17 protein-coding genes are annotated in these 21,485 nt (G+C 42.2%); 12 read left to right on the top strand and 5 right to left on the bottom strand.

Going from position 1 to position 21,485, the window contains the following annotated elements; genetic code table 11:
* Positions 1 to 23: 23 nt before the first annotated feature.
* The gene (locus AC4MBN_RS04365) at positions 24 to 1,025 is read right to left on the bottom strand and encodes an acyltransferase family protein (protein ID WP_491880731.1); all 1,002 of its coding nucleotides are present in this window, start codon (positions 1,023 to 1,025) and stop codon (positions 24 to 26) included.
* Between the two features lie 1,191 nt (positions 1,026 to 2,216).
* Between AC4MBN_RS04365 and AC4MBN_RS04370 the strand changes: the two genes are divergently transcribed.
* From AC4MBN_RS04370 to AC4MBN_RS04385, 4 genes are all read left to right on the top strand, one after another.
* Entirely contained in the window at positions 2,217 to 2,657 is a 441-nt protein-coding gene (locus AC4MBN_RS04370) for a BLUF domain-containing protein (protein ID WP_419363351.1), read from the top strand.
* Positions 2,658 to 3,067: 410 nt separating this feature from the next.
* Entirely contained in the window at positions 3,068 to 4,276 is a 1,209-nt protein-coding gene (gene ubiH, locus AC4MBN_RS04375) for a 2-octaprenyl-6-methoxyphenyl hydroxylase (RefSeq protein WP_034703738.1), read from the top strand.
* Complete coding sequence (locus AC4MBN_RS04380) at positions 4,273 to 5,520, top strand: FAD-dependent monooxygenase (protein ID WP_491880732.1); 1,248 nt, start codon at positions 4,273 to 4,275, stop codon at positions 5,518 to 5,520. The genes ubiH and AC4MBN_RS04380 overlap by 4 nt, the downstream gene beginning before the upstream one ends.
* A gap of 174 nt (positions 5,521 to 5,694) precedes the next feature.
* Entirely contained in the window at positions 5,695 to 5,946 is a 252-nt protein-coding gene (locus tag AC4MBN_RS04385; RefSeq protein WP_004782870.1) for a hypothetical protein, read from the top strand.
* Positions 5,947 to 6,017: 71 nt separating this feature from the next.
* Here AC4MBN_RS04385 and rsmI read toward each other — a convergent pair whose 3' ends face one another.
* Positions 6,018 to 6,860: a 16S rRNA (cytidine(1402)-2'-O)-methyltransferase gene (rsmI, locus tag AC4MBN_RS04390; protein ID WP_125278947.1), complete on the bottom strand. Its 843-nt coding sequence runs from the start codon at positions 6,858 to 6,860 to the stop codon at positions 6,018 to 6,020.
* A gap of 10 nt (positions 6,861 to 6,870) precedes the next feature.
* On the opposite strand from rsmI, the gene AC4MBN_RS04395 reads away from it, so the two are divergent.
* The 4 genes from AC4MBN_RS04395 (at position 6,871) to AC4MBN_RS04410 (ending at position 9,950) form a co-directional block, all read left to right on the top strand.
* Entirely contained in the window at positions 6,871 to 7,830 is a 960-nt protein-coding gene (locus AC4MBN_RS04395) for a penicillin-binding protein activator (protein ID WP_491880733.1), read from the top strand.
* Positions 7,831 to 7,839: 9 nt separating this feature from the next.
* Entirely contained in the window at positions 7,840 to 8,253 is a 414-nt protein-coding gene (locus AC4MBN_RS04400; protein WP_034703744.1) for a YraN family protein, read from the top strand.
* A gap of 136 nt (positions 8,254 to 8,389) precedes the next feature.
* A complete protein-coding gene (locus AC4MBN_RS04405; protein ID WP_004782863.1) occupies positions 8,390 to 9,082 on the top strand; it encodes a BON domain-containing protein in 693 nt (230 codons plus the stop codon).
* Positions 9,072 to 9,950 carry an alpha/beta hydrolase gene (locus AC4MBN_RS04410; RefSeq protein WP_419374399.1) on the top strand — a complete coding sequence of 293 codons (879 nt, stop codon included), beginning with the start codon at positions 9,072 to 9,074 and terminating at the stop codon, positions 9,948 to 9,950. The genes AC4MBN_RS04405 and AC4MBN_RS04410 overlap by 11 nt, the downstream gene beginning before the upstream one ends.
* A 68-nt stretch (positions 9,951 to 10,018) precedes the next feature.
* Here the strand turns inward: AC4MBN_RS04410 and nudC are convergent, their stop codons facing one another.
* The 3 genes from nudC to dnaQ form a co-directional block, all read right to left on the bottom strand.
* A complete protein-coding gene (gene nudC, locus AC4MBN_RS04415) occupies positions 10,019 to 10,798 on the bottom strand; it encodes an NAD(+) diphosphatase (protein WP_491880734.1) in 780 nt (259 codons plus the stop codon).
* Positions 10,798 to 12,441: a chemotaxis protein gene (locus AC4MBN_RS04420; protein WP_419363365.1), complete on the bottom strand. Its 1,644-nt coding sequence runs from the start codon at positions 12,439 to 12,441 to the stop codon at positions 10,798 to 10,800. The genes nudC and AC4MBN_RS04420 overlap by 1 nt, the downstream gene beginning before the upstream one ends.
* Before the next feature lie 126 nt (positions 12,442 to 12,567).
* Positions 12,568 to 13,932: a DNA polymerase III subunit epsilon gene (dnaQ, locus tag AC4MBN_RS04425; protein WP_419363367.1), complete on the bottom strand. Its 1,365-nt coding sequence runs from the start codon at positions 13,930 to 13,932 to the stop codon at positions 12,568 to 12,570.
* A gap of 208 nt (positions 13,933 to 14,140) precedes the next feature.
* On the opposite strand from dnaQ, the gene AC4MBN_RS04430 reads away from it, so the two are divergent.
* The 4 genes from AC4MBN_RS04430 to AC4MBN_RS04445 are packed head-to-tail and all read left to right on the top strand — an operon-like array spanning position 14,141 to position 21,368.
* A complete protein-coding gene (locus tag AC4MBN_RS04430; RefSeq protein ID WP_491880735.1) occupies positions 14,141 to 17,443 on the top strand; it encodes a lytic transglycosylase in 3,303 nt (1,100 codons plus the stop codon).
* A gap of 16 nt (positions 17,444 to 17,459) precedes the next feature.
* On the top strand, positions 17,460 to 19,292 hold the full coding sequence (locus AC4MBN_RS04435) for an extracellular solute-binding protein (RefSeq protein WP_491880736.1): 1,833 nt from the start codon (positions 17,460 to 17,462) through the stop codon (positions 19,290 to 19,292).
* A 22-nt stretch (positions 19,293 to 19,314) separates the two neighbouring features.
* Complete coding sequence (locus tag AC4MBN_RS04440) at positions 19,315 to 20,358, top strand: ABC transporter permease subunit (protein ID WP_491876008.1); 1,044 nt, start codon at positions 19,315 to 19,317, stop codon at positions 20,356 to 20,358.
* Positions 20,358 to 21,368 (top strand): ABC transporter permease, encoded by a 1,011-nt coding sequence (locus AC4MBN_RS04445; RefSeq protein ID WP_419363375.1) that lies wholly within the window; start codon positions 20,358 to 20,360, stop codon positions 21,366 to 21,368. Before AC4MBN_RS04440 ends, AC4MBN_RS04445 begins: the two co-directional genes overlap by 1 nt.
* Positions 21,369 to 21,485 lie beyond the last annotated feature (117 nt).

A 21,485-nucleotide genomic window follows, 5' to 3' on the forward strand; every position in this document is an offset into this window, starting at 1 on the left:
TGTCTAAAGAGATCAAAAAATATCTATAAGTTTTTTCTATCGACCGGATAAAAATACCTAAAGAAGTTAAATGGTTCTTTGCCTAATTTAATTAACCTTTTTTCTAAAACTAGATACGTAATAGAGCCTGCCAAGATCGAAGAGGTAATAAGTATAGAGCTAAATAGGTAAGGGTTTAATATATTGAGTTTGTTTAAAACCATAGCAACTGGGCTTAAAGTAAAAGGATGAATCAAATATAAAGAGTAAGATGAATCTCCAAGATGATTAAAGAATCTTAAAATTAGTGATTTAGTTTCTGTGATTAAGTCTTCTAAAGCTACGCATCCAACAAAAATGAAAAACATTGGGATCCCGATTTTTAATGATCTCAAGGTGATGAAATCAGGTAGTTTATAAAAGTTTTGATAGGCTAATAGGGAAGCACCGACAAGAATCATAAATGTAGACATTAATTGGGAAAGACTAGTATTTTTTATAATGATAAATGCCAGCACGCCTAAAGCGAATTCAAGCAAAAGATTATGGGTTAAAAACATCAGAAATTCAGATTTTGGTTGGAGTATTAAACCTATAGCCACAACAACTGAAAAATATAGAATGATAAAAAGATATTTATATAAGTCTTTTAATAAAAAGATTAGGAAAAAAGAAAATATAAAATAATAATAAAATTCGTAGCTTAAAGTCCATCCATTATTAATTAAAAATTTACTGCCATTCGGAATTAAAAAGAAGGATTCGAAAATTCCTGTTTCACCACCGGATGAATTTATAAGATTTGGAGAAATGAGAAATACAATTAAAGCAAAAAAACTGAGAACCCAATAAAGAGGAATGATTCGGATGAATCGGTTTCTCATGAAATTTAGAAAATTAACTTTTTTATTATATGTTGTATAACACATAATAAAGCCAGAGATTATGAAAAATAAATCAACACCAGAACCGCCTATGTGATACCACTGAAGCGTATCAACATTGTATTGTTGTCCTTTAAAGGAGGTATGGCTTATAACTACCATTAAGGCAGCAATCCCCCTAAGAAATTGCACTGAATAAAGCATAGTTATTATTTTATTAAAGTATTTAATTTAAACTATCATACTCAATGTTTGTCTAACAAATATACCTAGTGAAAGACCGTGAATATTACTGATTATTTAATCTAAAATTATTACGGTTATTTTTATATAAAAGTAGCCTATTTTACAGGAACTCAAATATTCACTAGAGTTTTAGAAACTGGTAAAAAATGAACTTTTTATTAATTATTATTATTTATTAACCCGCTTAAAATATGTTTCAAAATTTTAATAAAAAGTAAAAGTACTCAGCTTAATAAAAGAAATTCTAGAAACCATTGATGAATCAATTCAAAGATCACCTATATATTATCTACTTCATACCAAAACTTGGGAATTTTCTATACATAAATGAAAGATATATTTAGCAGTAATTGCTAAGATTTCTGTTTAGAAATCTTGGTACTATATTCAAATTTTTAATCATTAAATAATAAAAAACCCCGGCATCCTGCCGGGGTTTTTCGTATTGGTTAGCTTGGTATAACTCCTGTCGTACCTTACTGTCCTTGTGCTTATCTATTGTTATTCTTATATGGAACTCCCTGTTCCTGATGTAATCATCATATGAAAATTCATTTAACTAAAATAGGGGTAAAGAACTTGAATAGCTGTAAGTCAAAGAGTACAAAATTGATTACTAAATAGGCATGTTTTTTTGTATTATTTAGAAATTAAAAACAATTACCCTTATAAAAACATTATGAGAAGAGCGGTGGAAGAATATACATACTCTTAATAAGTTGCTGGAGCTCGACTTAGACTGTCGTTTCTAAATTGAACAGCGCGACTCATTTAATCCTTTCCTTCATCTTTGCTGGCGGTGCTGCTGTTCTGGCAAAGATATCTAGTGCTCAAATTACATGAGCATTTAGAAAGTAAAAAAGCTGGTACTTGATAGCAGATTTCAAATAGCAAAATTTTGAAGATTTTTAATATAGAAATATTTGGAAAATGCATATTAAAAGCAAGTGACTGAATTTATATAAAAATTCATTTTATTTTTCAAGTTATTTTACTATTCGATAAATTATTTTGTATCTGATCATAGAAATTTTTATAAAATCAGTTATATATATTAAACAGAAAAATATTGAGTAATGTACATAATCTAAAATATTGAGGTAGACAATGAGCGACGCAAGACTTTTATATGTTAGTAAGTTGTATGATTGCGAAGATCCAATGAATGATCTATTCAATATTCTGACAGAAGCGTTGAATTTCAATTCACGTAATGCGATTTTTGGGGCTCTGTATTATGGAAATGGTTACTTTGTTCAATGTCTGGAAGGAGATAGGAACAAGATTGAAGATCTGTTCTATAAAAAAATCTTGAAAGATCCTCGACATAAAAATTGTGAAGTTCTGTATTTTGAAGATGTAAATGATCGACTCTTCTCAGACTGGCATATGAAATATGCCAATATCCATCAGGATATTCTTGGATTCTTTGCCGAACATAATCTGGATGAATTCAATCCTTATACCTTGAATGCCGAGACCATTCCTCAATTTATTCAGTTATTGGCAAGTTTGAATGACCATGCCTATACATTGAAAGCAAGTTAATCCTTACATCATCATGCGATATAAGCTTTAGCCCTGTATCGTATGATTTTTTAAAATGAGTATTTACTTTAAATAAGTTAAATAAAAAATATTTTATAAATTCAAAAACATAAATATTGTTAATTCAAAAAAATATATCCAGATCGCATCCTTATCATTTCATACCAAGCCAAGCTTTTAAACCTAACAATCAGTGCAAAATTCTTCTACTTTTCATCAGGTAGCCGACACTTCGGTATTTTGAAAATTTAAGTAGGACGTTCAGTTGAGCTATAAATTAACCACAAGCAGGCTTCGCTTCGAAACCGCTACCTAATTTATTATAAAAAAGAAATTTTTTAGGCTAATATAAAATTCATCATGATTATAAGTATCTATGTATATAGGTACGCCATTGAAAGGATTACAGCATGCAACAAGAAGTCATCATTGTCGGTGGTGGTATGGTCGGCTTGAGTCTCGCACTAATGTTGGCGAAAACCAATATTGCAGTCAAACTTTTGGAAGCGATCAAATATCCAGATTATGATGATGTAAATCTTGCACCTTACCATTCTAGTTTTGATGCACGTAACAGTGCCTTGTCACGCCGTAGTGTACAGATTTATCAGGAACTTGGGCTTTGGGATGCCTTGCAGGAACATGCAACGCCGATTCTTGAAGTGAATATTACTGAGCAGGGCAGTTTTGGTAAAGCGCGCTTAATTGCAGAACAGGAAAAAGTCGAAAGTTTTGGTCAGGTCATTGAAAATGCCTGGCTAGGTCGTGTACTGCTAACTCAAGTCAAAAAAGAACCTTTAATTGAACTGATTGATGGGGTTCAGGTAAGTTCTCTGACTCAAGATGCTGAGTTTGCTTATCTTGAAGCACAACGTGGCGATGCTTTATTGAAACTTCAATCTAAAGTGGTGATTGCTGCTGATGGGCGTGATTCTTTCTGTCGTAAAGCGCTCGGTATTGGGGCTTCAGAGCATGACTATGATCAGGTCGCCATTGTCACTACCGTTCAAACTTCTAAACCACATAATCATGTTGGCTTTGAACGCTTTAGCCATCTAGGACCATTAGCCTTATTACCACTTCCAGGTGAATATCGTCGTTCTGTGGTCTGGCCTGTGAAAAAAGGAACGGAAGGAGAATGGTTAGGTGAAGAAAATGACCAGCATTTCCTGAATGCCTTACAAGAAACCTATGGCGATCGTGCCGGTAAATTCCAGAAAACAGGTAAGCGCTTCAGTTTTCCATTGTCCCAAGTATTAGCAGAGAAACAGGCTGTGGGCCGCGTGGTCTTGATGGGAAATGCTGCACATACCATTCATCCAGTAGCGGGTCAGGGTTTTAACCTATGTATGCGAGATGCGCATGTATTGGTGCGCTATCTGAAAGAGCAGCAGTCACAAGGCGCAGACTTAGGTGATGCAGCGGTATTACAGGACTATGAGAAATCCCGTTTGAATGACCAGCAAAGAGTGATCAAGTTCTGTGATTCAGTCGTACGTGGTTTTAGTAACCAGAATCCATTCTTGAAACTGATCCGTAATACCGGACTGATTGCTTTTGATACTATTCCTGGTATCAAGCCACTGGTCGCTAACTATGCCATGGGGTTAAAAGCATGAGTCTGAATCCAAGTTCTGATGTATTAGATGTCGTGATTGTTGGTGGCGGTCTGGTAGGCGGTCTAACGGCTTTATTACTCGCTCAAGGTGGTGTGCAAGCAACTGTGCTGGATGCTGCGTCTATTCTGGATGCAGACAAAACTTTAAGCGTAGCCAATCCGCGGGTTTTGGCTCTAAGTCAGGCGACTATTCATTTATTAAAAACTGTGGGTGTGTGGGACAAACTTGCACGCCAGCAGCCATATACTGGAATGCAGGTCTGGAATAAAAATGGCTACGGTGAAATTAACTTTGGTCATTCTTCAGAAAGAACACCTTCTGTAGAGCAGGCGCTAGGCTCGATGGTGGAACCGAGTATCCTAAATCTGGGTATTCAGCAAAAGATGCTTGAAGATGTACAAGATTACCGCACACAGGTCAAAGTTAGCCGGGTTGAACGTGGAGTAGATGTCTGGATTATTCATCTGGCAGATGGTACCCAACTCAAAACCAAGCTGGTTATTGGTGCAGATGGCGCGAACTCCTTTGTGCGTGAACAAGCCTTTATTGATATTGATGTGCTGGATTATAAACAGGCTGGAATCAGCTGTGCGGTTAAAACAGCCCAGCCACATCAGCATGTGGCCCGTCAGATTTTTCTGGAAACCGGTCCTTTGGCTTATCTACCAATGGCAAGTCTTAAAGAAGAAGAGCAAGGCCACTGGCAATCCATAGTCTGGACATTACCTGATGATTATGCCGATGAATATGCAGCATTATCAGATGCTGAATTCACTCAGCTATTGACCCGTGAAAGCTATCATATGCTGGGTGAAGTGCTGGAAGCGACACCGCGGGCTAAATTCCCACTCAAAGCTCGTGCTGCACAGCAGTATGTACGAGATGGCTTGGCACTAATTGGTGACGCTGCGCATGTGATTCATCCGCTCGCTGGACAAGGTGTCAATATCGGCTGTCTGGATGCTGCTGTACTCTGTGACGTGTTGCTGCATGACAAAGCGCGTGGGGTATGGGCTCATGTGCAGACCTTGAAACGTTATGAGCATCGCCGTAAAGGTCAAAATGATGCCATGATGCATAGCATGTCGGCGATTGGCTGGATGGAAACTACAGAGCTTTTCCCAGTGGTGTGGGCACGTAATTTCGGGCTGAAACAGGTCGAGCAACAGGCAGTCCTGAAAGATGCATTTATGGCTCAGGCGAATGGTTTAAGTTTACTCAAAGATACACGTTATTTAGCCTAGCGGCCGAATGTAAATTTTTTAAACAAACATCTATAAAGAGTAACTATTTTGTTTAAAAAAGATACGATTTTTTGAAAATTAGGGCTAGGCGAAGACCAAAGAGATTGCTAAATTTCAGTTAATTTAAAGCTTGGTTCAATAGATAAAAGCGAAGCCATTTGTGGGGAGAGCAAAATGACAGACGTAAATGATTATGATGATGTAGAAGATCCTGTAATTGACGACGATGAAGCAAAAGCAGCAGAAAAAGGTGCTGCAAGTAGCGAAGAAGTTGTGAATGATACAGACGTATTAGAAGCTGAAACCTTGACTGTAACTGCTAAGCAGAAAAAACGTCAGGCACTTGAAGATGAAATTGCGGCTTTTCTGGCAAGCGGTGGCCGTATTACTGAAGTCCCAGCTGATGAATCCGTTGCAAGAGAATAATTGCCCTCAATATTATTAGCGAATAAAAAACACCACATTAATTGTGGTGTTTTTTTATGGATAAAGAAAAATTAATCGTTGGCAGAAGTTAGTTCCAAAGCACGTTGATAGGCAATTTTTTTCTTGATCCCGGTCAAATCTGCAGCCAGTTGGGAAGCTGCTTTGACAGACAGGTCTTGTAATAAACGCAGTAACAATTTATCCAGTTTTTCCTGATCCAAATCTTTCTCTTCGATAGAACCACCAATCACCAGTACAATTTCACCTTTTTGCTGATTATGGTCATTGGCAACAAATTCGACCAGTTCACCCAGTGTCATTTTCTTGATGGTTTCAAAGGTCTTGGTAATTTCACGGGCAAAACCGACAGGACGCTCTGCACCGAATACCGCTGCCAGATCTTTAACACATTCCAGAATGCGGTGTGGCGCTTCATAGAAAATTAAGGTCTGGGTTTCATCTTTCAGTTTTTCCAAAGTCAAAAGTCGCTGACTTTGTTTAGACGGTAAAAAACCTTCAAAGCTGAAACGGTCACTCGGTAAACCTACTGCGCTTAATGCGGCAATTGCAGCACATGCACCCGGCACAGGAACCACACGAATATTATGTTCTTGCGCAGCACGGACAAACTTGAATCCTGGATCGCTAATCAGTGGTGTGCCTGCATCACTGATCAATGCCATATCTTCACCATTGAGCAGGCGTTGAATCAACTGATCAATCTTGTTGCTTTCATTATGTTCATGACAGGCTGTCAAAGGTGTTTGAATATTAAAGTGTTTAAGTAATTGTGCAGAAGTTCGTGTATCCTCAGCTGCAATAAGACTCACCGATTTCAATACATTAATTGCACGATAACTAATATCATCTAAGTGCCCGATTGGAGTCGCAACAACAAATAACTGAGCACTCATAGGTTTCTCCATGTGGAATAAATCGAATAATAAAAAATGGAAGATTCAAAATAAAATTTTGGGCTTGGGGTTACTGGCCTGCGTCAGCAGCGTACAAGCGGAAGTGCTGATTATTCTACCTGAAACCGGCCCCTTGGCGCGAGCCGCTTCGAGTATCAAGCAAGGATTTCTCAGTGCATATAAGGCGTCCGGACAGAAAGTACCATTGAAATGGATCAATTCAGATCAGAAAAAAATCTCTCAGCTACTCAAACAGCATGTCAGTAAAAAGACACAAATGGTGATTGGTCCTTTGGCACGTCAGGATGTAGAGCAACTGGTGCAGACTAAACCCAAGATTCGTACACTCAGTTTGAATGAAACTAGCCTCACGGCCCCAAATATCTGGCAATTTAGCCTGTCGAAAAAAGAAGATGCAGCTGCATTACAGAAGCAGATTGCGCTAGATGGGATTCAGCAACTGTTTGTGCTGCGTCAGCCGGGCAGTGAGTCAGAATATGAACTATTGCTAATGTCACTACTTAGCCGGAGTGAGCTGCAACTGGAAATGATCGAGAAGCCACCATTTTTTTTGAAGAGCAAGCAGGGGATATTATTGCTCGGTAATGCGGACTGGCTGGCATCCTTACATGGTTTGGGACATAAACGGATTTATACAGTCGCAAATGCAATTAATGAACAGCATGTTCCGCCACGAGGCATCAAGTTCTGCGATGTACCGGTACTTTATTTTGCTAACTGGCCTGATGTGATGCAGGCTTATCATCAAGCACCGGTAAATATGTCCTATCAGCGCTTGATTGCTTTTGGTGGAGATGCCTGGCAAATCACCCAGTATTATTTAAACAATAAAAAAATACGCAATATTGAGTTCCAGGGTCGTACTGGAATGATTCAGGTATCAGATCAGGGCATTCAACGTACGCCGTCCTGTTTTCAGCAGAGTGCCAAAGGTCTCAAGGCACTATAAGGGTCAGCGATGCAGAAACAATTAGGTGCATGGGCAGAACAGCAGGCTGCGCAACTGATGCAGCAACAAGACTTTCAGCTCATTGCCAGAAACTGGCATAGTCGCTATGGTGAACTTGATCTGGTCATGCAGCGTGAGCAGGAACTGGTCTTTGTCGAAGTAAAAGCACGAGCTAAAACGGGTTATGCATTGGCTTTTGAATCTGTTTCCTCTGCCAAGCAACGAAAAGTCCTACAAACGGCTGTATGTTTTATTCAAAAAAATCCACAGTTTGCACATTATTACTATCGTTTTGATGTGATTTGTTTTGATTTTAATCGGTATTTTGCAAAAACCATACAGCATGATTTTTCTCAATACCCTTATGATCTGCACTGGTTTGAAAATGCTTTTACTTTTGATCAAGAGTTTATTAATCTTTGAATAAAATAAGATCGGATGCGGCAGATAAAATTTGCAGCATCATGGGAAAGTTCAAGTATGATGAAGAATATCTGACCTTGAAAAAACAGATTATTATATTGAAATAAGACTGATTAAAATTAAGGAGTCTTGCTGAGTGGTTAAGCGTATTGCAATAACAATGCTGTGTGTCGCAAGTTTATCGGGTTGTGCCAGCTTTATTTCCAGCGGTACTGGTACGGCTCCTGTAGGTACCGAAAATGGAGCTCGGACGCTAGGACAGGTATTTATCGATTCTTCTATTGTACGTACTGCAAAAATTAATCTTTATAAACTGGATTCACGTTTTAAACAGTCAAGGGTCAATATTGAAAGCTTCCATGGCAATGTCCTGTTGACCGGGCAGGTGCCGGATGCGCATCTCAAGCAATTGGCAGAAGATAATGTCAAATCTATGAGTGACGTCAAAGCGGTGCATAACTTTATCACTGTGGGTAACCAGAGCAGCTACACTACGATCATGCAGGATACCGCCGTGACGGCGAATACCCGTGGCCTGATTATGAAAGCACCAGTAGTATCTGACAGCAAAGTGCATGTGCATACTGAAGATGGTGTACTGTATGTGATGGGACGTCTGAACAGTGCAGAAATCGATGACCTGAATCAGGTGCTGCAACAAGTGGGGAATATCACGAAAATTGTCACGCTCATCGACAACGTGGATCAGCGCTCTGGTTATAATACTAACCAGAATTTTGCAGCGCCTGCATCTTATGCACAGTCGGGTGTTGAACAGACTCCAGTCGCCATTGATCCTGATACAGTTGAACCGACTGATGTTCCATAAGGTAGGTCAATTTAAAACGCAGCTGTCAGATCGGATCCTTGAAGTCCAACAACGTTATAAAGATTTCCGGATCTATGATTTTGGCAGTTATGCGCTGAACCGTTTAACCCCAAAACAGGGTTATAGTGTTGAAACCCAGTTAGCCTATGGCTTAAAAGCCCGTCAACGTTTTGATCTGTTTTTAAGTCATCAGCCTTTAGCGCATCGCCCCCTGATTGTCTTTGTCCATGGTGGTGCCTGGCTGCACGGTGATAAAAAGGATTACCATTTCATTGGCGAGGCCTTTGCCAAAGAAGGCTATGATGTGGTGGTGATGAACTATCACCTAGCGCCTGAACACATTTTCCCGATCTATATTAATGACCTGCATCTGTTGCTAAATCATTTGCAGCAGCATGCAGGCCAGTTAAATGTTTCTACGGAAAATCTGGTCTTGATGGGACATTCAGCCGGAGCATTTAATGTCATGTCAGCGCTATACCATCCACAAAAGGCCATGATTGAGCGGGAACAAATCCGCGCCATTATTGGTCTGGCAGGACCTTATCATTTTAACTATAAAGATGATCCAATCTGTGCCGATGCTTTTGACCAGTCGATTCCGTATCAGCAGGTGATGCCATATTATTTTGTGGAAAATACCTCCACCAAACATTATCTGTTCATGGCAGAGCGGGACAATATTGTCGGTCATTTTAACAGTCAGGATCTGGATCGAGTATTAAAAGACCATGGCAATCATAGTGAGCTGATTACGATTCCGAAACTGGGCCATATTACAATGATTGGTTCATTGTCCAGTTTGTTTAGCCGGTTCTTTGAAACCAAGCCGCGTGTGATGTGGGCGCTAGAAGATGCTTTTAAGTGAAGATCTGTGATCGTGGTAATTCCCACAAAAAAGCCCGGTATAAAAACCGGGCTTTTTTAATTAAAAACTTAGAGCCATTCACAGGTATCATCTGCGACTGGCGTGCCTTGGGTCACATGCATGATCATGGCATGGGCAATACTGCCTTTAAACGGAATTTCAGGCAGCTGATCAAACTTGAAGAATTTCGCATCGCTAATTTCTTCTTCCTGCAATTGCAGCTCACCGCCAGCATATTCTGCTTTGAAGGCAATCATCAGGTTACTTGGGAAGGGCCACGGCTGACTGGCCAGATACTGGATATTTTTCAATCTCAAGCCGACTTCTTCCAGCGTCTCGCGACGTACCGCTTCTTCAAGTGTTTCCCCAACTTCGACAAATCCGGCAATCAGGCCATACATCTGGCTTTTGGTATTACGTGCATTTTTAGCCAGCAAAATTTCATCTTCACCACGGGTAATCACGGTAATCACACAAGGTTGCACTCGTGGATACTGACGATAATGGCAAGCTGGACAAACCATGGCATATTCAACAGCATGGGCTTCAGTCGGGGTACCACAGTGGCTACAGAACTTGTGATTCCGGCGCCATTCCAATAGTTGCACAGCACGACTGGCCTGTTCAAATTGCTGAACATTCCAAAACTGTAATAATTGACGGATTGGAACCAGCTGCAAGCTTTCAGGAATCGGCTCATCTGGAAGAAGATCACGGGCAATCACCTGATCACCCGGATTCAGCAGCAAATCACTTGCCAAAGCTTCAACTTGAGGCAGTTGAAAGTGTTGATCGACCAGCAACTGTTGCTGCTGGAAAATATAAGCAAGTGATAATTTTTTAGACATTAGGCAACGATTTTCAGTTTCTCACTACTGTCTAATGCTACCTTAAACATGGACTGTAATACAGGCTGTTTGTTCTTTAAGTTGTCGATCATCATGTCGGCACTAGCCAATGCATCCAGCGCATGATGAATTTCTGCTGGTGTTAATGCAAGCGACTGTTCAATACGGTTTTTGATAAACAGGGCAGTTGTATTGAATGCAGCTTTCACATGTTCAGCATTCAGGAACAGCATGGCACCGCCAATTTCACAGAACTGGGTGGGTACAGGTTCAAGTTTGGTCAGATCTTGATCCTGCAGATAATCAGTCAGAATCTGGCTAGACAATTCAATCAACGCCTTGGTTTCATTTAACAAAGCGTTGTGTGCTTCGTCCAGACGATCCAGCGAGATATTCATGTTATTCACACGTAGCTGCAAGCGGCTCGAAGTATGATGGCGCTCCAATACACCAATCGAGTTCATCGCGGATAGAATTACATTCATTAATTGTTGGGCAAAAGACTCATCTTTCAGAATATCTGCCTGGCTGAGTGAAGCTGCCTGACGGTTTAAGTCATGATAGGCTTCATTCAGATTCAGAACCTTGAAGATATTGGCCAAGCTATTCAGCTGAGTCTGAAGTTCCTGAGTTTTTTCAGGTGTCATGTGCTGATAGTTGTATTCGATATCATTGCGGATCTGGGTCATTTCAGCAGTTACCAGTTCGCTAATGGTATGCATGGTTTCAAAGTCCGGACCATATAGGTGACGGCTAAATACCTGAAGTTGCATATCTGTCAGTAGATCATCACCAATATTCAGCTGGCTACGGATTTGCTGTGCAGTTGCATCTTCCTGACTGATACATAAGCTTAATACATTTGCCAGATCAGACAGAGAGGCTTTGAAGCTGTCGGCTGAACTAAAGTACTGTGCCATGTTGCGTTCAATACTGATTAAAGTACGTAAACGTGGTTCATTGATGAGCAGGTGATCAATATTATCAAAAGCAACATGCACCAGATGCCAGTATTGCTTGCTTGGATGATTTGCTGAAAGACCTGCCAGATAAGTACCGACCAGTTTGATCGCTTGCAGGTCCATCTCGCTTTCTTCCTGTTTTAGCAGTTTGTTAAGAGACAGCTTATACAGGCGTTGCACATATTTGGATTTTTCCAGACCTGGTACTTGGGGTAACTGGAAGTCTGGAGTAATCAGGTCAAGCAAAGGTTCAATATGCTGACCTTCAGTGGTTAATGGTTTACCAAGCGCAAGTTCCAGACGGTTCAGGGTATCGAGCAGGAACTGAGGAATCTTCACTTCACGCAAGCAGATAAATTCGATATAGCGTTTCAGCATGGTGGTACCTTCACTCAATGCGATCACATCCTGAGTGTTGACCTGCGCCGGATTCCCCATAATCTTGCGCATTAGTTCTGCTGAATATTGTGCAATTTGTGCCAGATTCGGCATATCAATCAGTGCCAGTACCTGTGCACATTGTTCGAACTGATTTAATGCATCATCAATGCCAAAAGGTAAAGTTTGATCTTCTACCAAGGTGCTTACTGCTGATTCGACTAACTTGATCGAGTTATCAACCTCATTTTTTATTATCAGTAAAGCTGTTGGATCAAAATGTATAGAGGTTTGGTAAGACATGGATCTGCACCTTTCCTTGAGTATTATCTATATATGAGCCCCGCTTTATCGGACGGGGCCTCTTTGGAATTACTATAACTGAAGAACTGTATTTTAAAAGCGAAATTACTGCTTGAAATTTAGATTTTATTTGGCAAAAAGGCAAGGCGTTCCATGCTTTTCTTCAAATTGTTTGACCCATTTCTCATGTTCGGCAAGTTCTTCATCTGATGGAAGAATCACAGGCAATTCAATTTCGATTTTCACAGTGCCTGAACTGCCGCCTTGTTCTTCGGTATGTGACAGGGCATCCATATCAAAAGAGACTTGTCCACCAGTCATGGCCAGATAAACATCGGATAGAATTTCCGCATCGAGCAAGGCACCGTGGAAGGTACGGTCACGTTGTGGAATTTCATAACGACGGACGAGGGCGTCCAGAGAGTTTTTCTGTCCCGGATGCTTGGACTTGGCCATTGCCAGGGTATCGGTCACTTCACAAACTTCAGAAAGCGCGACAAAGCCTGCACGCTTGAACTCCATATCCAGGAAGTTCATATCAAAGGTCGCGTTATGCGCAATAATTTCGGCGCCTTGCAGATAGTCAAACAGTACCTGTGAGATTTCTTCAAACAGCGGCTTGTCTTGCAGGAACTCGTCGGTGATACCGTGGACATTCACCGAATCACCAACCGGTTTTTTCGGATTGATATAAATATGGATTGAGCTGCCGGTGAGTTTCCGATTAATCATCTCAATCGCACCCACCTCAATGATCCGATCATCATCCTGATAATAGAAACCTGTGGTTTCAGTATCCAGAATCAATTGACGAGGGCCATGCAGCTCTAAGGTCGGCGGTGTAATCACAATTTGCGGATGCAGCTCGGTTGGATCTGAAGCGGACTCATCGGTATTTTCAGCTGTTTCTAAATTTTCAGTCTGTTCCATTTCTTCTTCGGCCATTTCCATACTCTCTTCGATTTCTTCTTCGCTATCGACAAGATCCAGCCCGAAAGGGTCGTCTAGAAGCCAGTCAGGTTCAGATTTTTTTTTATTTTCAGTTATTGCAGTAACTGATTTGGATTTTTTTAAGGTTTCATCTGCACCCTGATTGGCCAGTTGATCGGCCATTTCATTGCCAGGATGTCCGGCATGGCCTTTTACCCAGTGCCATTCAATATCGCGGCCTTGGCAGGTGGCATCCAGCTTTTGCCATAGATCCGGATTTTTAACATCTTTCCAGTTTTTCTTTTTCCAGCCATGAATCCATTCGGTAATGCCTTGTTTGACATAATTGGAATCGGTATAAATGACCAGCTTGGCATCTTTTGGACAGTACTGAATGCCTTCGATCGCTGCGGTCAGCTCCATGCGATTATTGGTGGTATGATCTTCGCCACCGCAAATTTTGTGTTCCTGCTGTTCGGTAATTATGTACGCACCCCAACCGCCTAAACCCGGGTTGCCGCGACAGGCGCCATCAACATATAGCGTGATAGTGTGAGACATAAATTAAAATCCGATCAAAAAAGAACTTGCTGAAGCGGATATTGTATAACGCAAATACGCTTGATGCGTCTAGATGCACCAGTTTTTTTAATTTCTTGTAACATTTAACGTGAAATCGGGGTAAATTAATGCCTTGTGTCCACGACATGCTTCACTACAATGGCATATCTAAAAAATAAATTTATATACGAATTGTTTGGATTTCTTTATGTATAAACCAACCGCAATTTTGTGGCAGCCCGCATTACCAGCATTTTTAAAATTTTCTGTACTTGGAACGGCTCTCGCTTCCTTGGGACTGACGGGCTGTTCTTCTACACAAAGTGCGACCCAGAAAGCGTCAAGCAAGCAGGTTGGCTCACAATATCTAGATGCAAGCAGTTTGGATGGGCTGGAAGATTTACTTTCTGCAACGGATATGCGTGCGGTTGAAGGTGACCGCTTACTGATTTTGAAGCATGGTGATATCTGGAAACGGATGACCGTGGGTTTCAAGATGGATCTGAATACCTGGAATCCGCGTATTGATGCGCAGCGTGGCTGGTTTATTTCCCGTCAGCCTTATCTGGACCGCCTGAGTGCCCGTGCATCGCGCTATTTATATTACACGGTGAAAGAAGCTGAGCGCCGTGGCATGCCTACGGAACTGGCTTTATTACCGATTATTGAAAGTTCTTATGACCCGGCGGCAACCAGTAGTGCAGCAGCTGCAGGTTTATGGCAGTTCATTCCAAGTACCGGCCGTATTTATGGTCTGAAACAAACCTCACTTTACGATGGCCGTCGTGATGTCGTTGAGTCGACCCGTGCAGCCTATGAGTTTCTAGGCAGCTTATATAACCAGTTTGGTTCGTGGGAATTGGCTTTGGCTTCTTATAATGCCGGTCCGGGACGTATCCAGCAGGCGATTAACCGTAATAAGGCCGCAGGCTTGCCTACCGATTACTGGTCCTTGAAACTGCCTCAGGAAACCATGAACTATGTGCCGCGTTTCCTGGCAGTTGCGCAGATCGTGAAAAATCCGGGTACTTATGGCGTGAGTTTGCCACCGATTGCCAACCGTCCTCACTTTCGTGAAGTGACTGTCGGTGCAGCCAACCTAAATGAGATTGCAGCCATTACCGGTTTAAGTCGTGCTGAACTGTATCAGCTTAACCCGGGGCATCGTGGTGACCGTATTGATCCTGAAAGTCCGCGCCGTATCTTGATTCCGGCTGACTTAAGTCCATCGATTGATGAAAAACTGAAAAAACTGCAGTCTAGTTCAAGCGGCTTATGGGCAGGTACTGTCAGTAACTCGTCTAAAACGACCACTACAGTAACTTCAAAGCCAACTGTAGCACCAGCATCAATCAGTACCACCATCGTACCTGCCAAGCAGACTCCACCGGTGCTTGCCACTACGACTGCTAAGACTGCAACAGCAACTAAAGCTCCAACTGCAACCACATCACCAAAGCCAGCTATGACTGCACCAGCAGCAGTGTCAACCACCACAACACCTAATCTAACTGCACAAACCACCAAACGGGTCAGCACACCACGTGGTTCCGAAGCACTTGCTGAATTTGCGGCAAAAAGTGAATTGCCTATTCCAAGCGCGCCACGTATTCCGGTTGCTGTGACGCCAGTTGCTTCAGTGAAGCCTATCCAGGTCGAGCCACCAATTACCGCAGCTGAACGTCAGCAAATCCAGAAAGTGGTGTCAGCAGAAGAAATTAATAAAACCGTGGATGAGCTTTTACAACCTGTAGCGACTGCGGCTGAACAGGCACAGGTCATTGAAGAGCTGAAAGCACTGGCACCTGCAGGTACAGAAATTGTTGACCCTTATGATGGCAAGATTAAACTGACTGCAATTCAGACCAGTCAGTCTATTGCCGAGCAGCAGGGCAAGGAACTGACCAAAGGATTCTCATATCCGAAAGAAGTCGCTGTAAACACCAGTGCAGATTCAGTTGAAGCCCGACTTAATCAAGGCAAAAACTATGTAAAAACTGATTCAGAAGTCGTGGTTGTGGCACCGAAAGGTAAGCGCAGTACCTATAAGGTCTTACCGGGTGATAATCTAGCATTGATTGCTGCCAAAAATGGCGTGAACTGGCGTGATGTCGCGAAATGGAACCAGATTGATCCAAACTCTACCTTATATGTAGGCACCACAATTTATCTCTATGATGCCAAGCCGGTACAGGAAGCACCGAAAGCCAAAGAGAAACCAGAAAGCTATGTGGTTCAAGCCAATGATTCATTGACCAGTGTTGCCAGTCAGTTCGGCCTGAGCGTCAAACAGTTGGCCGATTATAATGATCTGAGTGCGACCAGTGGTTTATTTGTGGGGCAAAAGCTTTCCCTGAAAGAAAGTGCCAGCAAAGCGAAAGCTGAAGACAGTAAAAAAGCCGAAACTGCCAAAGTTCAGACCAAGTCCTATACTGTTAAACGTGGTGAATATCTGAAACTGATCGCGGACCGTTATGCATTGTCGAACGCCGAGCTTGCTGCACTAACTCCGGGTTTAACTGCGGGTAGCAGTTTGATGGTCGGACAGAAAATTAATGTTCCTCTTAATGAAGTTGAAGAACTGACTGCGAGCAGTAAGAAAACCGAAAAAGTAGAGCAGAAGTTTGAGAACGTTAAGGTTGATCATACTCCAACAGAAAGCTATCAGGTCAAACGTGGTGAAACCCTGTACAGCATTGCCAATCAAAGTAAATTGACGGTATCTGAACTGGCAGCATTAAATGGCCTGTCTGCAAACAGCGGCTTACGCATTGGTCAAACCATCAAAATTCCGGCCGGTAGTCAGGTTCCTGACAGTTATACGGTTCAATCGGGTGATACGCTGACTGGGATTGCAGCAAAATATAATCTGTCGATGGATCAGATTGCCAACCTGAACAATATTTCCCGTAGTGCCAATCTGCGTGTGGGTCAGCATCTGAAATTATCTGGCAGTCCTGAACCTGTGCAGGAAGTGGTCACCGAGACTCAGGAAAAGAATGTCAAATCAGATACTCACATTGTGAAATCTGGTGAAACCTTAAGCTCGATTGCCCGCCAATATCATCTACAATTACGTTATCTGGCAGACCTGAACGGCCTAAGCACCACTAGCAATGTACGGATTGGACAGCGTTTAAAAATTAATGAAGATATTCAGATCGCTAAAAAAGAGCCGGTAGTGAAAGTCGCAACAAAATCTGCATCTTCCAAGGCGACAGAATCCTATACGGTGAAATCTGGGGAGTCTTTGATTGCGATTGCCAATCGTGTAGGAGTACCCGTTACTGATCTGGCGAGCCTGAATAATCTTAGTCCACGTGCCGGTTTACGTGTAGGCCAAACGCTTCAGCTTCCGAAGCTGGTCACTGAATACAAGGTGAAGCGTGGCGATACCTTGATCGGTCTGGCATCCCGTTATGGTATGGCAACCAATGAGTTGGCAGAAATGAATGAACTGAAACCCAATACTCAATTGCGTATTGGTGATGTGATTAAGGTTCCAAACTAATTTCTGGATCGTGAAATTGTTTAATCCCATCCATGTCTTATGGATTCTTGCTGCCCCCTGGATCATCAGTTCCAGCGGGGCAGCAGTCATTACGACGCCTTATATTGCACTGCATAGTGTACCCAAATATGCACAGGCTAAATCTCTGCCTTATGCCAATCCGCAAGCGCCCAAAGGTGGTGTCCTGATTCAAGCAGCCGATGGCAGTTTTGATAATCTGAACAGTATGAATGGTAAGGGGAATGTCACTGAAGGGGTTAATTATATTTTTGACAGCCTCATGTCAAAATCCCTGGATGAACCCGGCGTCTATTATCCTTTGCTGGCGGAGAAAGTCAGTTTTGACCCAAAGCAGACCGCTTATATTATTTTCCATTTAAATCCTAAGGCCAGATTCAGTAATGGTCAGCCAGTGACGGCTAAGGATGTGAAATACAGTTTTGATCTGTACCAGACCCAGTCTAATTTCGGCTTGCAGATGTATCTGGCAGATATTAAAAAAACCGAAGTCCTGTCACCTTCAAAAGTTAAGATTAGTTTTAAATCTCGCCATAATCCGGAAATGGCGATGATTGTGACGCAAATGCCGATTTATTCCCAGCAGGAATGGCAAAAGCGTAATTTCAAGGATATTAACCTGAAACCGATCTTGGGTTCAGGGCCTTATGTGATTGAACGCATTGATGCAGGACGTAGTATTTCCTATAAACGTAATCCGCATTATTGGGGTAAAGACCTGCTAGTTAATCGCGGCCGTTATAATTTTGATCGCATACAGTATCGTTATTATCGTAGTCCGGAAATCAAGTTTGAGGCATTTAAATCGGGCCAGTTTACGCTACATGAAGAAAAACAGGTTAACCGCTGGGTAAGTGATTATCGCTTTCCTGCAGTACAGCAAGGCCAAATCAAAACCTATCGTTTTCACCATCACAATCCGATTCCTACACAAAGCTTGATTTTTAATACTCGGCGTCAGCCCTTTGCCGATATCCGCTTCCGGCAAGCTTTAACTCTGGCCTATGATTTTGAATGGCTAAATAAAGCCTTGTTTCATGGGGAATATCAGCGTCTGAACAGCTTTTTTAGTAATAGTGAACTGGCATCTACAGGCAAGCCGAGTGCTCAGGAGCTGAAAATATTACAGCCAAATTTATCCAAATTGCATCCGGTGCAACGTCAGGCGGTATTACAGGATTGGCATTATCCGCAATCAGATGCCTCAGGGTTTAACCGCAAAAATTTATTACAGGCACGACAAATTTTATTGAATGCCGGTTACCGTTATCAGCAGGGAAACCTGGTGACTGCTCAAGGTAAACCTGTACAGATCGAATTTCTGTTGCATCAGGCTGAACAGCAGCGTCATCTAATGTCTTATCTACGCCATTTGAAACGTTTAGGAATTCAGGCGCATATTCGGATGGTGGAAACGGCTCAGTACAATGAGCGACTAAGAAATTATCAGTTTGATATGATTGTGGATACCATGCCGCAATCACTGACACCGGGGCAGGAACAGAAACAGTTTTGGGGCAGTCAGGCGGCACGTCAGCCAGGCAATTATAATTATGCGGGTATTCAAAATCCGGTGATTGATCGGGTGATTGATCAGGTGGTTCAAGCACAAAGCCGGGATCAGCTGATTTATAGTACCCGAGCCTTAGATCGTTTATTGCGGGCCGGTTATTATCATATTCCGACCTATGGTACGGGTGAATACTGGTATGCTTACTGGAATATGTATCAACAGCCTAAAATCAAGCCCAAGCTTTCTGTGGGTATTGATTACTGGTGGGTGGATACCGCTAAAGCCAGAAAAGTGGCACCGTACTTAAAATATCGTTAGGTTTTCAGCTTCGGGGAGTGCCATGAGCACTTATATCGTCAAACGTTTGCTTCTTATGATTCCGACATTATTGATGGTTTTACTGATCAATTTTGTGGTGATTCAGCTTGCACCGGGTGGCCCTGTGGAACAGGCCATCTATCAGGCACAGCATGCGAATAATTTGGCGATCGGTGGTTTGCAGTATCAGGGGCAGCAAGGCCTGACACCCGAAATGCTGGAGCAGATCAAGATTCAGTATGGATTTGATCAGCCGGTTCATTTACGGTTCTGGGAAATGTTGAAAAGCTATGCCCAGTTTGATTTAGGCCAGAGCTTTTTTAAAGGTCAAGCTGTGACTGAACTGATCTGGGAGAAATTGCCAGTTTCACTGTCTCTAGGTTTCTGGAGTACCTTGCTCATTTATCTGGTCTCTATTCCTCTTGGCATCCAGAAAGCCAAAAAGCATGGCAGCCTGTTTGATCAAACGACGTCTTTGCTGCTGGCTGTGGGCTATGCCATTCCAGCCTTTATCTTTGCGATTTTGCTGATTGTATTTTTTGCAGGTGGTTCCTATCTGCAATGGTTTCCTTTACAAGGATTAAGCTCGGAAAATTTTGCTGAATTATCTATCTTTGGAAAAATTCGAGATTATTTCTGGCATATGGCTTTGCCATTGCTGGCCATGGTGCTCGGTGGTTTTGCACGGCTGACTTATCTGGTGAAATTTTCCTTTATGGAAGAACTCAGTAAACAATATGTGCTGGCAGCAAGAGCGAAGGGACTACAGGACAGGGCAGTGCTCTACCGGCATGTACTGCGCAATGCTGTGCTGGTGTTGATCGCTGGATTGCCAGAAGCTTTACTCGGTATTTTATTTGTCGGGAACCTGTTTATTGAAATCATCTTTAATCTGGATGGTTTGGGCATGCTGGGATTTGAAGCGATTCTGCAGCGGGATTATCCGGTCATTTTTGGAACCTTGTTTATTTTTACTTTATTGGGTTTAGTTTTGCGTTTGATCAGTGATGTGCTGTATCGGGTGATTGATCCCCGGATTCATTTTGATTCGCGAGGGTCAAAATAATGTCACCAATGCTACGCGCCAGTTTGCAACGTTTTAAAAATAATAAAACCGGATTTGCCTGCTGCATTGCCTTTATCATTATTTTTATCTTGTCACTTGGTGCTGAGCTGATCGCTAACGATAAGCCTTTACTGATCAAGTATGAGGATTCCTATTATCTGCCAGTAATAAAGTCATATCCTGAAACGACTTTTGGGGGTGTCTTTGAAACTGAAGCCGAGTATCAGGATCCTGCGGTACAGCAGCTGATTAATGCCAAAGGCTGGGCAATCTGGCCAGTGATCCGTTTTGCATATGACACACCCAATTTGACACTCGATATTCCAGTGCCTTCAGCACCAAGCCAACAAAATTGGCTGGGGACCGATGATCAAGGACGTGATGTGCTAGCACGGATTTTATATGGTCTGCGTATTTCCTTGCTGTTTGGCTTTGCACTGACTTTGCTGTCGGCAGGATTAGGTGTGCTGGTCGGTGCAGTTCAAGGCTATTATGGTGGCTGGATTGACCTGATCGGACAACGTGCACTTGAGGTCTGGAGCAGCCTGCCGATGCTGTTTATGGTGATGATTCTGGTCAGCGTATTTAGTCCAAATATTTACTGGCTATTTGTAATCATGCTATTTTTTGGCTGGACCACACTGGTGTCGATGGTGCGCGCCGAATTTTTACGGGCCAGAAATCTGGAATATGTCTGGGCAGCGAGAAGCATTGGAGCAGGGCACGGTCGAATCATGTTCAGGCATATTTTACCCAATGTGATGGGTTCCAGCCTGTCACAGCTGCCTTTTATGCTGACCGCCAATATCAGCGCACTGACTGCACTGGACTTTTTAGGTTATGGTTTGCCTCCTGAAACCGCTTCTTTGGGGGAATTATTACTGCAGGGTAAAAATAATCTCAATGCGCCGTGGTTGGCCTTATCCGGTTTTCTAACCTTGGCCATTGTCTTGTCTTTGCTCATCTATATCGGTGAAGCCATCCGGGATGCTTTCGATCCTAAAATTTAAAATGATTTTTTAAGACTGCCTTAATATCCACAAATAAAATTTGTATCCATTTGACAATATGAATTGTCAATTATGGCAAGTTGGGTTATAACACATATAAAATAAGATAAACATTTC

The organism is Acinetobacter sp. CAU_H_60 (genome assembly GCF_058599385.1).